Origin of the sequence: Brevibacterium yomogidense, assembly GCF_900163715.1 — a bacterium.
In the GTDB taxonomy this organism is placed as follows: Bacteria; Actinomycetota; Actinomycetes; order Actinomycetales; family Brevibacteriaceae; genus Brevibacterium; species Brevibacterium yomogidense_A.
This window is the reverse complement of sequence record NZ_FWFF01000001.1, coordinates 492,884-507,611: the sequence shown is the minus strand read 5'-3', so window position 1 is coordinate 507,611 and position 14,728 is coordinate 492,884. Positions and strand designations below refer to the sequence as shown.

Sequence of the window (14,728 nt, the reverse complement as noted above, 5' to 3'; positions counted from 1 at the left end):
CACCGACGACCACCCCCGGAAGCTCCTCACACTTCGAATCCCCCTGCGGAAGGACGTCAGTGGCCGCACGGCTCTCATCCCTCGCCCGATCCTCTGCGGTCATGACCGCGGGCACCCTCACCTCGCGCATCCTGGGCTTCGTCAAGACGATGCTCCTGGCCACCGCGATCGGTGTGACCGTGGGCGGCACGGCCGATGCGTTCGACGTCGCCAACAAGGTGCCGAACAACCTGTACATGCTGCTGGCGGGCGGTGTCCTCAACGCGGTGCTCGTTCCGCAGATCATCCGTGCGGCGAAGAGGCCCGACGGCGGCCAGGACTTCGTCAACCGCCTCCTCACGCTCGCGATCATGGTGCTCGGCGCGGTGACGGTGCTCGCGACTCTCGCGGCACCACTGCTGGTCCGGCTGTACTCATCGTCCGGGTGGAGCGAGGATCAGCGCGCACTCGCGATCGCGTTCGCCTACTGGTGCCTGCCGCAGATCTTCTTCTACGGCCTCTACACGATGCTCGGCCAGGTGCTCAACGCACATTCGAACTTCGGTCCCTACATGTGGGCGCCGGTGCTCAACAACGTCATCGCGATCGCCGGTCTGGGCGTCTTCATCCTCCTCTTCGGCACGGGTGAGGCGGGACAGCACGCGATCGGGACGTGGGACGCGACCAAGATCGCGGTGCTCGCGGGGTCCGCCAGCCTGGGCGTCGTCTGCCAGGCACTGATCCTGCTGTGGCCGCTCAAGAGGATCGGGTTCCGCTTCCGTCCCACGTTCGGGTTCCGCGGGGTGGGCCTGGGGACCGCTGGGAACATCGCGACGTGGACGTTCGGCGCGGTCCTCGTCGGCCAGCTGGGCTTCATCGTCACGTCGCGCGTCGCCGCCTCCGCCTCGTCGGTGAGCGGGGAGGTGAGCGCATCACTGGCCGCCTACACGATGTCGTACCTCGTGTTCATGCTCCCGCACTCACTGGTCGCGGTGTCGCTCGCCACCGCCCTCTTCACGTCGCTCAGCACCTTCGCCGCGCAGGACGACACGGATTCCGTGCGCGCCTCCCTGGGTCTGGGGCTCCGGCTCGTCGGCCTGGTCAACGTGTTCGCCACGGCAGCACTCATCACCCTGTCGACACCCGTCGCCATGGTCGTCGGCGGCTCGATCGACCCGGAGAGCGGTCTGCATCCGCTCGATCAGGCACGGGCTATCGGCCCGGTCATCGCCACGATGGTGGCGGGCCTCGTCCCCTTCAGCGCGAACTACCTGCTCCAGCGCGTCTACTACGCGTACGAGGACGCGAAGACGCCCTTCTGGGTGCAGGTTCCGCAGGTGGTGCTGACGGCGATCGGCGTGGTCGCCTCCGGGATGCTGCTGCCGGGACCGTGGATCGTCGCCGGCATCGGCGCCTCCATGAGCATCGGATACATCTTCGCTGCGATCGTCTCCGCGATCCTGCTGCGCGGCAAGCTCCAGCGTCTGGGGACCAGGGGCCTCGTCATCGCGCATCTGAAGTTCGCAGTCGCGGCCCTCATCGCGGCGGCCGTGGGCGCGGTCGGAATGCACTACCTGAGCGATTCCCTGTACTCGAGCAGGGCCGGGGCACTGCTCGTGACAGTCGTGGGCGGATCCATCATGCTCGCGGTGTATCTGGTCGTCTGCTATGCACTCCGCGTCAGCGAGCTGCGTCAGATCGTCCAGCTGGTCCGGACGAAGATCGGGAAGTAGGCACTGTTTCGCGACTGAGACGTACATGTGCTGGTTTCGTGACATGAGGTTCCCAGTCCACACACATCGAGCGAGATAAACTGAGGGACGCCTGCGACGAAGGTCCATCGCGGCGTGAGCTATTTCTTCGGGAGGGCACCAGGTGCGGATCGAGCGCGGTACTGTCATCGCAGACAGATACGTCGTCTCCGCAATCGAAAGACCCTGGCTCGCCGACACCCCGGAAGCGGGAGTCGTCTGCCTGGCACTCGACGCGATCCTCGACGCCCCCGTCATCCTCTATGCGGCTGATACGGAGCTGTCCGGCGACCTGCTGGATGCCGGCCGTCGCCTCTCCCTCGTCAACGACCCCCGCGTCCCCTCCGTGCTCGACGTCGGATCCGCGGACATCGAGGACGGCCGTCGGATCGACTACGTCGTCTGCGAACGCACTGCGGCGACGTCCCTGGCAGAAGTGCTCACGTCCGGACCGATCGGCCCGGCTGAGGCCCGTGCGATCACCGGCGAGGTCTCCGAAGTGCTGGTCCATGCCGGTCGTCGCGGACTCCATCACCGGTGCCTGGGACCGGAGTCGATCGGCATCATGACGAACGGCGACGTGGTGGTCCACGGGATCGCCATCGACGCCGCGCTGTCCGAAGCGGCGCTCGGGCTCGAAGTCCAGACCGATACGACGGCTCTGCGGGAGGACGCCCTCGCGATCGTCGACATCCTGTACTCATGCCTGTCCGGTCAGTGGCCGAAGCCCGAATCCCGTGCCGGACTGCCCGCGGCGCCGCGGAAGAACCAGCGCGTCGTGGAGATCGAGACCCTGCGGAGCGATGTCCCGGAGGACCTCGCAGCATTCCTCACCGGCGTCACCTCCTTCAGCGATCCGGGTCCGCGCTCACCCGGCGAGATCGTCAGGTACCTGCGCGACTGGAAGCGCGACACCCTGGCGGACCTCGAAGGATCGCCGCTGCCAGACGAAGAGCTCTTCTCCGACGACGCACTCGTCGGAGAGGCGGCGGCTGAGGGCGACGGCGCAGAGACCGCGGACGCCGCAGCCTCGGCCGCCCCGCAGTCGCCCAGCGCAGGGGCGGCTCCCACGGACGAGGCGAGCGGCACCTCGGACGCGGCGACCTCCGAAGCCGACGCGACGGCGGCGGCCAGCACCTCGGCGGGAGCCGGCACGGTCGGTGCGAAGCCGACCGGGAATCTCTCCACCGATGCACCGGCCGGGCGCACGAAGTCCACTGGCTCGACCATCGGGATGGGCAGCACGGGTGCGCGACCCACGACGGCGCCGCCGGCCCGTCCAACGGCGCCCGTCACGCCTCCGCAGCGACAGGCGACCCCGGACCAGATCCAGGCGGCGCTCGCACGGATCGGCATGAGCCGACCGGGCACGTCAGGCTATTCCGCAGGACGGTCGGACGGCGTCGTCACGAAGCTCGACGAGCAGATGCAGATGCGTGAGGCGAGTGTCTTCCCGCTCAGCGCCGACGATCTGTCCGGCGTCGATACCGAGGAGTGGACACCGGAGCAGACGTACTCCGACTACGAAGACCTCTCCGCCACGGAGTACGACAGCAACGTCACGGCGCCCATCCTCGACCGCGATGCGCTGTGGGGCGACTCCGAAGACGTCACCACGCAGTCCATGCCGATCATCCCCGACCCCGCAGACGACGGCACGGGTGCTGACGAGCCGCTGGACGCGATGGCGACCGGTGCCGACTATGACGCGGACACGGCCGAGGTCCCCTCCGCGAACGGCACGGGCCCGATCGGATCGACGGAGGCAGAGGCCACGGACGACGACGGCTCGTGGTTCCTCGGAGGGGTCTTCACGACGCGTGAAGAGGAGATCGAGCAGCAGCGGGTCGCGTTCGAACGCGAGCGTGCGCTCGAACGGCGCCGTGCCGAAGCCGCGCAGCAGCGCGTGATCGCTGCCGAAGCGCGGAACACGCGCCAGCGCGAGGCATCGCAGAAGGAATCCGCTCGAGTGGAGACCGCGCGAGAGGAGACCGTGCGCAGCGAGTCCGCGCGAGACGAGTCCGCGCCGGGCAGCACTGCGCAGACGGCCACCGCGGCAGCATCCGCGAGTGCGATCACAGAGGCGGACGCTGCGAGGGAGTCTGAGGGGAAGGCTCCGGAGCAGTCGAGCAAGAGTCAGTCGACCACGACTCAGAAGGCGAACACGCAGACGGCGAAGTCCCAGAAGGTGAAGTCCCAGAAGGCCGGGGCGAACGGCACCGCGGCACAGGGTGCCTCGGCAGCCGCGGCGGCCACCCCGTCTGCCGCGGGCACACAGAGCAGTGGAGCCGGCAGCGGTGGCGGCAGCGGCAGCGGAGCCGGTAGCGGTACAGAGTCGTCCTCCGGATCGACGTCCTCCACTGGATCGGCACGCGCCCGCAGGAGGCGGACGGTCACGCTCCTCGTGCTCGCGATCCTCGTCGTCGCGGCGTTCATCATCGGTTTCGTCGCGCTGGGTGGTTCATCGGACGAGACAGCGTCTCCCGAACCCGCACAGCAGTCGACTACCGCCGCAGAGCAGACCGAGGAGCCCGAACCCGCAGCACCGGCGCCGGTCATCGAAGAGATCACCGCGATCGATCCCGAAGGCGATGATGAGGAGAACTCCGATGAGGCGGAGCTCGTCATGCCCGGCGAGTCCGGCGGATGGCGCAGCGAGCGCTACAACACCCCTGACTTCGGCGGACTGAAATCGGGCCTGGGCCTGATGGTCGAACTCGAGGAGGAATCGGAGATCTCCCAGCTCGACCTCCTCGCACCTGACGGGCAGTCCGTGCTGGAAGTGCGGGTCGGAGACTCCGACGACGTGGAGGAAGCGGAGACCGTCGAAGAGGTCGACCTGGACGGGGACGTCACCGTCGAGCTCGATGAACCGGCGACCGGACAGTATGTGTTCCTGTGGTTCACAGAGGCGACGCCTGAAGGCGACGGCTACCGTGCGATGATCGACGAAGTCGACATCAGCTGATCCGGCTGCAGACAGGGTCGTGCGCTCGGAGTGCTGTGCCCGGCGCGGAATATCGCGGACTCATACCGTGTTTGCGTGCTTGACAAGTGTAGGAGGGACATGACAACCCATCATCGTCTAGTGATCGTGGGCTCCGGACCAGCCGGATACACCGCCGCGATCTATGCCGCCCGTGCGAACCTGGAGCCCGTCGTCATCGCCGGGTCCGTCACCGCTGGCGGAGAGCTCATGAACACCACGGATGTGGAGAACTTCCCGGGATTCCCGGAAGGGGTCCAGGGTCCCGATCTCATGGAGAACATGCGGCAGCAGGCCGAGCGCTTCGGTGCCACCGTCGTCTATGACGACGTCACGGAGCTGACGCTCGAACCGGGCGCGCATGCGATCGTGACCGGCCTCGGCTCCCGCTACACCGCGGAGGCTGTGATCCTCGCAACCGGCTCTGCCTACCGCGAACTGGGCCTCCCCAATGAGAAGAAGCTGTCCGGTCACGGTGTGAGCTGGTGTGCGACCTGCGACGGGTTCTTCTTCCGTGACCACCACATCGCCGTCATCGGCGGCGGCGACTCCGCGATGGAGGAGGCCACCTTCCTCAGCCGGTTCGCCTCGAAGGTCACCGTGGTGCACCGCCGCCAGGAGCTGCGCGCATCGCAGACCATGCAGGACCGGGCGAAGGCCGATCCGAAGATCGAGTTCGTCTTCGATTCGGAAGTCGCTGAAGTCCACGGCGAAGACTCACTCACCGGACTCACGCTTCGCAACGTGAACACCGGTGAGACATCCGATCTGCCCGTGACCGGCATGTTCGTCGCGATCGGCTCCGACCCCCGCACATCGCTCTTCGCAGACCGGCTCGCACTCCGCGATGACGGCTACCTCCAGGTCGACGGACGCAGCTCCCGGACCAGCATGGAGGGCGTCTTCGCCGCCGGCGACGTGATCGACCCCGTATACCGGCAGGCGATCACCTCCGCTGGAACCGGATGCTCCGCGGCTCTGGACGCCGAGCACTACCTGGCATCCCGACCCCAGCAGCAGGCAGCGGAGGCCGACGCGGCAGTACCGTCGGTCGCCGTCGCGGGCGCCTGACCCACTCAACTCACTGCGCGTGCCGAACACACGCCACCACACGACCCGTCAGCACCACTGACGAGAACCGAGGAGGACATCATGTCCCTGGAAGTCACTGACGCAACCTTCTCCGACGAAGTCCTGAAGGCCGACAAGCCCGTGCTCGTCGATTTCTGGGCACCCTGGTGCGGCCCGTGCCGCATGGTCTCGCCCATCGTCGACGAGCTCGGCGATGAACTGGAGGACCGTCTGAAGGTCGTCAAGGTCAATACCGACGACAACATGCAGACCGCCGGTTCGTACGGCATCACGTCCATACCGGCGCTCTACCTCTTCAAGAACGGCGAAGTCGTCAAGCAGATCATCGGTGCCAGGCCCAAGCCGGCTCTGCTCGAGGAGATCGAGCCGCTCCTCGCCTGATCTCAGGCGCACGCACAGGAGCGAAGCCCTCAGCAAGACATCAGGCGTCCGTTGTAGTATCAACGGGCGCCTGATCGTCCGTTGGAAGATCGTGACCCTGCCGGCCCGCGGATCAGCGCGACCCGCATCCCACCAGAGACGAGTTCGATGACACCCCACAACTCCACCTTCCAGCTCGGAGCGTCCGACACGGTGCTGCTCACCGTGAAGGCACAGCTGTCCCGTCTGGGGTACGACGTGGGCGATTCCTCCAGTGCTGAGTTCGATCACGACCTCGACTCCACCATCAAGCACTTCCAGCAGCGGAGAGGCCTGTTCCCCGACGGGGTCCTCGGTCAGCAGACGTTCGAGCAGATCGAGCTTGCTCGTCACCAGCTGGGCGACCGCATCCTGCGATTCGACCCTGTCCGACCGTTCAGCGGCGATGACGTCGCGGAACTTCAGAGCAAGCTCTCCGATCTGGGTCTCTACGCTTCGCGCATCGATTTCACCTTCGCAGAGACCACGGACGCAGCCGTCCGTGATCTTCAGAAGAACCTCGGTCTGAACGTCGACGGAGTGGCCGGTCCCCGTACCCTCCGCGGGCTCGAAGCGGTGACGCGGGGAAGTGCGTCCGGCAACATCTTCGCCCTGCAGGAGAAGGCCCGACTCCAGTCGTCCGGACCATCATTGTCTGGACGCACATTCGTCATCGATTCCGCCCCCACCCTCCCCATGACCGATGACACGCAGCTCGTCGCGGATCATACGAGCAGCGCATACGACTACTCGATGGATATAGCCCAGCGGATCTCCGGCCGCCTCGCAGCAGTAGGGGCATCACCCTTCGTCCTCGACGCGGACGAACGCGCCGCATCAGACCTCTTGGACTCACGCGCATCCACTCTCATCAGTGTGTCGCAGGACTTCCACACGAATCCCAGTGCGAACGGGGTCGCAACCTTCTATTTCGGTACGGCTACCGGTCAGCCTTCGCCCATCGGCAAGCGCCTGGCGGAGCTGATCCAGCGCGAGATCCTCTCACGTACCGATTTCCTGGACTGCGGCTCCCATGCTCGCTCGTGGAAGTCCCTGCACGAATACACGACGCCCACAGTCCACGTCGTCGTCGGTTACATCACGAACGATGATGACAGGCAGCGGCTGCACTCAGCACGAGTGCGAGATTCGATTGCAGAATCGGTCGCAGTTGCACTTCAGCGCCTTTACTTAACAGAAGCAGCGGATCCCGTCACCGGAACGGTCGACCTCGTGGCATTGCGTGAGATGATCGCGCGGAAGTCCGACGAGAACACCGCCGACTGACGCTCTCCGACGCGAGTAGCACGTACGCCGCTGCAGGCAGCGCCGTTCCACGTAACACCGTTGCCAGCGTGACACCGGTGACCTGGCGTTTCACGTGAAACGGAGAGCGAGATCCCACAGGTGATACGTCGCGCCAGCACGTACCCTGAGAGCGCGCACTCCACTGAACCCCATCCGTGCAGGTAGGCATCTGTCGAGGGAGGATGCTGGCGCCTTCGGAGAACGTTCGACCGCCATCCCTCTTGAATGACCGCATCGACCAGGCGTGTCGCCCTCAGAACTGTACCGAGTGAACCGTCGATCGCACTGCCACCAGTGTTCACTCGCAGACCTATCGCGCCCATGAGGCACCCTTGGCACTCCGGACGGATTGCGACTCAGGTCCACGGGCCATCCACCTAGTACTAGATAAAACGACCCGTTTCCCCGTCCGCCGGATCCGCCGGCGACTCGTACCCAGCACAGCACATGCCACCTCCGCAGGCAGCACGTCGGTTCCACGTGAAACACACCAACCACTGCATGGTGGCCGACGACCGCACACCTATCGGAACACCACTCGGCAGAGTTCACTACCCAACTCCTCGGTTGGCAAACGATCGCACCGCGGCAGGCCGTGACTCTACCGACACGTGGTTGCGAACTACAGCTCATCTGACGCCTTCGCCACGTGCGACGGAACAGAGGTACATTCGCGTCCTTCGTCACTGCGTTCACAGAGCACGGAATGGGAAGAGGCATAGCCCCCACACCGACATGAGCGATAGAACCCATGCATCTCTACGCACGACCCTGGGAAATGGCGCGGAGCACCGCATCGGCAGATCACTGTAGATCGCCGCTTGAGTCCATGTGAAGAACGGTGCGCGTCAGTGATCATCGAGAACAACAACCGCGTTTCACGTGAAACGCAGCGCTCGAATAGATCCGACGACAGCCGACGAATGGATTGATCAGATCCGACGCTCTGTACATTCAGACGCACACCGAGGCGGATTTCAGCGGCGACCGGGGCTAAAAGCCACCGGGATTGAGCATCGGTGCACAATCAATCCTTCGAGAGTTCAGGAATGCGTATCCCTCAGCAGCGCGCCCCGAGCAACTCACCGATCGTGACCATCACGCGCGCGACGCGTGCAGCCCGGCCAGTACTGAGAAGTTGGTGAATCACTGACACGCACACAGACTCATTCTTAACGACGTTTCACGTGAAACAAGAGGGGGAGCTCCTGTCCGGCGCAGAGAATGCCACGGAAACCACGCACTGAATAGCGCTCAACGTTTCACGTGAAACAGCGAATCGTCGCTGTAAGTGCCAGCGGATTGCCGAGTTTCTGCTTCGATACCAGCGTCCGGCTCCTCCACGAGCAGTACGAGTGATCGTTCGCTGGAGTGTATTGCACGGGTCGGTACCGGAATCGGTGCGTGGTAACGGAACACTCGAAGGGTCCCAACCGTCACCTTCGCGCTATGCAGGTTTGGGGCCTACGGATGTGCACCGATATGAGAAAGTACCCACTGCGCCCGTCATTTCAGCACGTGTACAGCTCCAACGGCGGGTTGCTGGGAAGCTCTCCATCACTTCTTCACCCAAGACGGACAGCATCATCATGTTTCACGTGAAACGAGTGACACTTGAGGGGAGGGGTCCTCCACTGGTCACGATAGATACCGCACTTCGCGTAGGACTCGGGGTCACCACCGCCCGATACCGCTTGGGTGCACGGCGTATTGCCCCAAACCGGCAGGCTCACACAGAAGCGGAATTGCTCTCCCACACAGCTCAGTATCTGCAGTCGTTGTCTACATCCGATGCAACATGACGAGAACTTCGGCGACTTCGTCCGCCGCCCGTTTGCTTCGCGCAATCCTCAACCCGGGCTCAGGAACGGCACGATCACCTCACGTGCGATGAGGTGGTCCCTCCGGCCACCTACCGGCGAATTGCCCCGTTTCACGTGAAACCTCACCTCGTCACGCGAGCAAAGAAGCTTTCCCTGGCGCTGGGCACGCGTGTGCGCTGCCTGTAGACACAAAAAAGCGCCCAACTCACCGTCAGTGAGTTGGGCGCCTACTTGTGAGGACAGCTATTCGTCGTCGGAATCGCCCTCGAGCCCAAGAAGCAACAGGATCCTATTCAGATCCTCGCCATTTGCGAACTCAACGGAAAGCTTTCCCTTGCGCTTGCCCATGACGACGTTCACCCGAGTATCAAGACGATCTCCGAGCGACCGTGCGAGCTCTGCAAGCTCTGGGTCGGGTTCGCGTGTTCCACGTGAAACAGCGGAACGATCGCCGCGGTTGAGAAGTATGACGGCTTCCTCGGTGGCCCGTACTGACAGCCCTTCAGCGACTACTCGCTGAGCCAGGACCTCCATGTTGGCGCCATCGTTCAGTCCGAGCAGCGCTCGCGCATGTCCGCTGGAGAGAACACCTGCAGCAACGCGACGCTGAACCATTCCCGGGAGCTTCAACAGCCGGATCGTATTGGAGATCTGCGGCCGTGAGCGACCGATCCGCTCGGAGAGCTCTTCTTGAGTGCAGTTGAAGTCCTCCAACAGCTGCGCGTAGGCCGCTGCTTCTTCAAGAGGATTCAGATCGACGCGGTGCAGATTCTCCAGGAGCGCATCGCGCAGGAGATCGTCATTGGACGTCTCCCGGACGATCGCCGGAATCGTATCCTTACCTGCCTCCTTCGACGCGCGGAAGCGGCGCTCACCCATGATCAGCTCATACTGACCGGGTGCGTCAGTGCGCCGACGGACGACGACCGGCTGAAGGACACCGATCTCCCGGATGCTCGTGATCAGCTCGTCGAGCGCGTCCTCATCGAATACATCGCGAGGCTGACGCGGGTTAGGGCGAATGCGGTCGAGAGAGACTTCACCGAAGGTTGTGCCCGGGACCGGGACCAGGTCGTGTGCTGCATCGTCCTGCTCGTCACCCGTTTCACTTGGAACGTCTGGGGTGGAGGAGTCGGAGAGGGCGACGTCCGCGACCTCTGCGTCACGCTCCTCCGTATCGACCTCCACTCTGGGCATCTCTTCCGACGCAGAATGTGATCGGACGGTTTCACGTGAAACGTAGACCCCATCAACTGATGTGTCGGTACCGCTGAGGCCATCGTCGTTAGCTTCCGCCGCCGAAGACTCTGGGACAGCAGAGCCCTCGTCAGTCGGGCGGGAATCGAGCGACGAGGCGTCGTCGTTCGACTGTAGAATCGAACTCGCAATGCGATCACTGTCGTTCTTCGCGGAAACGCGCTTTGTGTTCGCATCTGCTGACGCCTTCGGCCTCGTTGCCGGCTGCCGGGTCGCCGGCTCAGCAGACGCGGATGTCGACTCATCGGCGGATTTCTGAGAGGAGCTCTTCCCTGATTTCGTCGCCGCAGAGGTGGCCTTGGTCGCCGCCGTCTTGCTGGCGGCAGGCTTCTGCGTCGCTCCCTTCGCGGGAGTTCGCTTCGCGGACCCGGTCTTTCGTCCCGCCTGTGCACGCCTCATCGACTCCGCCGGATCCGACGGCACCTTCTCGCGTTCCGTCTCCTGCGAATCGGTCTGAGCGTCCGGATCGGCCCGCTCGCTGCGCGGGAAGAACACATCCGATGGGCGACCGGTCTCCTGACTGGGGATGAGCGATCCCAGTCCCCGTCCAAGTCCGCGACGCTTCTCAGCCATTCTTGATTCCTCTCAATGAGATCTCCTCAGCCGCCTCACGGTAGGACAGCGCACCCGAAGAGCTGGGTTCGTACGAGATGACGGTTCTGCCGTAGCTCGGGGCCTCGGAGATGCGCACGGACCGTGGAATGACAGTGCGCAGAACCTGATCCTCGAAATGTGTGCGGACCTCTTCAGCGACCTGGGCACTGAGGCGCGTACGTCCGTCGTACATCGTCAGAAGCACTGTGGAGATCCACAGCTCGGGGTTCAGGTGCTGCTGGATCATCTGGATGCTCTTCAACAGCTGGCTCACGCCCTCCAACGCGTAGTACTCGCACTGGATGGGGATGAAGACCTCCCGAGCAGCGACGAAGGCGTTCACTGTGAGGAGGCCCAGGCTGGGCGGGCAGTCGATGAGGACATAGTCGACGCGCTGGCCGGCTTCATCCTGCTCCTCCAGGTACTTCGTCAGTGCGCGGTGCAGCCGCATTTCGCGTGCCACCTTCGACACCAGGTCGATCTCAGCACCTGCCAGATCGATGGTGGCCGGCACGCACTTCAGCGTCTCGAACTCCGGAGACTGGGCGACGACCTCGGAGATGTCGTAGTCGTCGATGAGGACTTCATAGATCCCATCCACACCGGTCGAGTGGTCGATGCTCAGAGCGGTGCTCGCGTTGCCCTGCGGGTCGATATCGACCACCAGAACCTCAAGACCATGGGACGCCAGAGCAGCTGCGACGTTGACGGTCGTCGTCGTCTTCCCCACACCGCCCTTCTGATTGGCGATGGTGAGGATTCTCGTCTGATCAGGGCTGGGGAAGGTCGTCGACGCAAGTCGCTCCGCACGGCGATGATCGCGTGCGATCTGAGCTCCCAGCGGAGTCGACTCGTCCATAAGAGGCATGTGGATCACTCCGCGTTCGCTAAACCAAGGTACCTCGACATTCTACGTCGGGGCACAGACTTCGGGACTCAGGACGTGCTGATGAGAACCGACTGTCCACCGTCGACGTTCCACGTGAAACGTCTGCGTTCCCGCGGGGCTCTCACTCTATGCCGTCTGCGTTCGGCGAAAGACACCGGCACGTCGCGCGGTCACTGTATAGAACTCACGTTCGAATCAGACAGTGGGTGTTCCACCCCGCATACGATCACTCAGCGGCGACGCAGCTCCACCACTGTTGTGGGCGTCTCGAGTTCTTCCGCGCCCACTGTGTGCACAGTCGGACCCACGAGCTTGCGCTTGCGGATCAGCCGCGCCGCCTTCTCCAGCTCAGAATCGACCGATGCGCCCTTGATCGCCAGGATCCGCCCCTGCGGACCCAGGATCGGCACCGACCATTCGATGAGCGTCGTCATCGCCTTCACCGCACGCGCCGTGACGACAGTGAAGATCTCGTCGTCCACCAGCTCCTCGACGCGTGCGCGCACGATGCGGACATTCTCCAGACCCAGATCGTCGACGACCATGCGAAGCCACTCCACACGGCGTTCCATGATCTCGATGAGGACGATCCGCACATCAGGACGAGCGACCGCCCACGGGATCCCCGGGAGACCGGCACCGGATCCGATGTCGCCGACAACGTCGCCGGTCTCCAGCAGGGATGCTGCGGCTCCGCAGTTGAGGATGTGCCGTGACCACACGCGGGGGAGCTCACGAGGGCCCAGCAGGCCCCATTCGACCCCCGTGGTCACAAGATGCTGAGCGTAGCGGTCCGCGAGCTCCACGCGGTCCCCGAACAGGGTCTCCGCATAGGCCGGCCTCTGCTCGACTCCCTCATCAATCTCTTCAGACATGCAGCGTCCTTCAGGCGGGGTGGACGACGACATGGCGGCGATCGCCCTCGCCTTCGGACTCTGATCGGAGACCGGCCTTGGCCACGACGTCGTGGACGACCTTCCGCTCGAAGCTGTTCATTGGACGGAGGGAGACCGTCCGTCCTTCACTCTGCACGGATTCGACCGCTTCCGACGCGACCTTCCGCAGATCGTCCTTGCGGCGGTCCCGGTAGCCGTCGATGTCGAGCATCAGCCAGGACCGCTGCCCTGTCTGCGCCTGCACCGTGAGGCGAGTGAGCTCCTGCAGGGCAGTCAGCACCTGTCCATCGCGACCCACGAGGACGTCCAGGCCGTCGTCGCCGTCGTCGTTCAGGATCGCGAGCTGAGCGCGCCCGTCCGCGACATCGATGTCGATGTCGCCGTCCAGATCCGTCACGTCGAGCAGCTCCTCGAGGTAGTCCGCGGCGATATCGCCCTCCTCCTCGAGCAGCTCCGTACGGCTGGGGCGCGAGGACGCAGCGTCGGCGCTGTCATCCTTCACCGCGGTGCCATCGGACGGCTCCGCGGTGCTCGCCGTGCTTCCCTCCGCCGTGCTCTCTGCCGTGCCCTGCGCGGTGGTCTCCGCGCTGTTCCGCGCCGCATCAGCCGCAGTCGAGTCCTGCGCCGAGTCGACGACCTCCGCCTGCTCTGCGGTCGTGCCGTTGTCAGTCGTCGGGGATCCAGTGGTTTCCGTCGAGTCACTCATCGTCGTTCCTCCATGTCGTATCGGATCGCCCGTGCGCGACCCGGTCACACTCATATCTAACGCTTCTTGCGCTTCTTCTTGCGCTTCGCGCTGACAGGTTGCGGACGCTGACCACTGGTCTTCGCCTGAGGCTTGTCCTCAGCCTCAGGCTCGGACTTCATCTCGATGGGCTCTGCACCGGGGAGGGCGGACTTGCCCTTCCGGGCGCGGCGCTCCATCAGATCGCGTTCGGCCTGTGAGCCCGGCGCGGGCATGCTCCGGATGACGAACATCTGCTGGAACATCGTCCAGGTGTTCGACACGAGCCAGTAGATGAGGACGCCCAGCGGGAAGTAGATGCCGCCGATGCCGAAGACCACGGGCATCAGGTAGAGCATCATCTTCTGCTGCTGCATGAACGGGTTGTCCATGGCCGCGTCGGACATGTTCTTCGTCATCATCTGGCGCTGGGTCCAGAACTGGGTGCCCGCCATGATGACGATGAGGACAGCGGTGACGGCCCTGACCCACCAGTCACCGGTGAGGAAGGAGGAGGACAGCGGGATGCCGAGGACGATCGCCTGGTCCATCTGCTCCGCAAGATCCCGCGTCATGCCGCCGACCGGGTCGATCTCCCCGGTCGCGATCTGCGGGACGTTGTTGATGACGCGGAACAGGCTCAGGAAGATCGGCATCTGCACGAGCAGCGGAAGGCACGATGCGAACGGACTGGTCCCGTGCTTCTTGAACATCGCCTGCTGCTCTTCGACCATCGCCTGTCGAGAGAACTGGTCCTTCTTGCCCTTGTACTTCTTCTGGAGGCGCTGCAGCTCCGGCTGGATCATCTGCATCTTGCGCTGCGACTTGATCTGGCGCACGAAGAGGGGAACCAGCGCACCGCGGACCACCAGGGTGAGCCCGGCGATCGACAGGACCCACGTGAGACCACTGGCCGGGTCGAGGCTCAGGAACGTCAGCAGCTCATGGAAGAGCGCGAGGATCCATGCGACCACCCATCGCAGGGGGTAGAGCAGCGTATCGAAGAAGCCCATTCACTCTCTCCTCGGCC

General features: G+C 64.2%; 10 protein-coding genes. 5 read left to right on the top strand and 5 right to left on the bottom strand.

Going from position 1 to position 14,728, the window contains the following annotated elements; all coding sequences use genetic code 11:
- The first annotated feature begins 59 nt into the window (after window positions 1-59).
- The 5 genes from murJ to FM105_RS02050 all read left to right on the top strand — a co-directional run bounded on the left by murJ (window position 60) and on the right by FM105_RS02050 (window position 7,494).
- Window positions 60-1,712 carry a murein biosynthesis integral membrane protein MurJ gene (murJ, locus tag FM105_RS02070; RefSeq protein ID WP_087003903.1) on the top strand — a complete coding sequence of 551 codons (1,653 nt, stop codon included), beginning with the start codon at window positions 60-62 and terminating at the stop codon, window positions 1,710-1,712.
- 142 nt (window positions 1,713-1,854) lie between these two features.
- Window positions 1,855-4,698 carry a hypothetical protein gene (locus tag FM105_RS14625; RefSeq protein WP_087003900.1) on the top strand — a complete coding sequence of 948 codons (2,844 nt, stop codon included), beginning with the start codon at window positions 1,855-1,857 and terminating at the stop codon, window positions 4,696-4,698.
- A 99-nt stretch (window positions 4,699-4,797) separates the two neighbouring features.
- The gene (gene trxB / locus FM105_RS02060) at window positions 4,798-5,787 is read left to right on the top strand and encodes a thioredoxin-disulfide reductase (protein WP_087003897.1); all 990 of its coding nucleotides are present in this window, start codon (window positions 4,798-4,800) and stop codon (window positions 5,785-5,787) included.
- An 81-nt stretch (window positions 5,788-5,868) separates the two neighbouring features.
- Window positions 5,869-6,189, top strand: coding sequence for a thioredoxin (trxA, locus tag FM105_RS02055; RefSeq protein ID WP_087003894.1), 321 nt, complete (start codon window positions 5,869-5,871; stop codon window positions 6,187-6,189).
- A gap of 147 nt (window positions 6,190-6,336) precedes the next feature.
- On the top strand, window positions 6,337-7,494 hold the full coding sequence (locus tag FM105_RS02050) for an N-acetylmuramoyl-L-alanine amidase (RefSeq protein ID WP_087003891.1): 1,158 nt from the start codon (window positions 6,337-6,339) through the stop codon (window positions 7,492-7,494).
- A 2,087-nt stretch (window positions 7,495-9,581) separates the two neighbouring features.
- Here the strand turns inward: FM105_RS02050 and FM105_RS02045 are convergent.
- From FM105_RS02045 to yidC, 5 genes are all read right to left on the bottom strand, one after another.
- Window positions 9,582-11,168, bottom strand: a complete 1,587-nt coding sequence (locus FM105_RS02045; protein WP_087003888.1) for a ParB/RepB/Spo0J family partition protein — start codon at window positions 11,166-11,168, stop codon at window positions 9,582-9,584.
- A complete protein-coding gene (locus FM105_RS02040) occupies window positions 11,161-12,057 on the bottom strand; it encodes a ParA family protein (RefSeq protein ID WP_087003886.1) in 897 nt (298 codons plus the stop codon). The genes FM105_RS02045 and FM105_RS02040 overlap by 8 nt, the downstream gene beginning before the upstream one ends.
- A 251-nt stretch (window positions 12,058-12,308) precedes the next feature.
- Window positions 12,309-12,953 carry a 16S rRNA (guanine(527)-N(7))-methyltransferase RsmG gene (gene rsmG, locus FM105_RS02035; RefSeq protein ID WP_179207017.1) on the bottom strand — a complete coding sequence of 215 codons (645 nt, stop codon included), beginning with the start codon at window positions 12,951-12,953 and terminating at the stop codon, window positions 12,309-12,311.
- A 10-nt stretch (window positions 12,954-12,963) separates the two neighbouring features.
- The gene (locus tag FM105_RS02030; protein ID WP_087003880.1) at window positions 12,964-13,680 is read right to left on the bottom strand and encodes a Jag family protein; all 717 of its coding nucleotides are present in this window, start codon (window positions 13,678-13,680) and stop codon (window positions 12,964-12,966) included.
- Window positions 13,681-13,736: 56 nt separating this feature from the next.
- Window positions 13,737-14,711, bottom strand: coding sequence for a membrane protein insertase YidC (gene yidC / locus FM105_RS02025; protein ID WP_087003877.1), 975 nt, complete (start codon window positions 14,709-14,711; stop codon window positions 13,737-13,739).
- Window positions 14,712-14,728: the final 17 nt, after the last annotated feature.

Coding starts and splice junctions, on each gene's coding strand:
- trxB (WP_087003897.1), top strand. CDS start 4,798: ATGACAACCCATCATCGTCTAGTGATCGTGGGCTCCGGACCAGCCGGA.
- trxA (WP_087003894.1), top strand. CDS start 5,869: ATGTCCCTGGAAGTCACTGACGCAACCTTCTCCGACGAAGTCCTGAAG.
- FM105_RS02050 (WP_087003891.1), top strand. CDS start 6,337: ATGACACCCCACAACTCCACCTTCCAGCTCGGAGCGTCCGACACGGTG.
- FM105_RS02045 (WP_087003888.1), bottom strand. CDS start 11,168: ATGGCTGAGAAGCGTCGCGGACTTGGACGGGGACTGGGATCGCTCATC.
- FM105_RS02040 (WP_087003886.1), bottom strand. CDS start 12,057: ATGCCTCTTATGGACGAGTCGACTCCGCTGGGAGCTCAGATCGCACGC.
- rsmG (WP_179207017.1), bottom strand. CDS start 12,953: ATGTCTGAAGAGATTGATGAGGGAGTCGAGCAGAGGCCGGCCTATGCG.
- FM105_RS02030 (WP_087003880.1), bottom strand. CDS start 13,680: ATGAGTGACTCGACGGAAACCACTGGATCCCCGACGACTGACAACGGC.
- yidC (WP_087003877.1), bottom strand. CDS start 14,711: ATGGGCTTCTTCGATACGCTGCTCTACCCCCTGCGATGGGTGGTCGCA.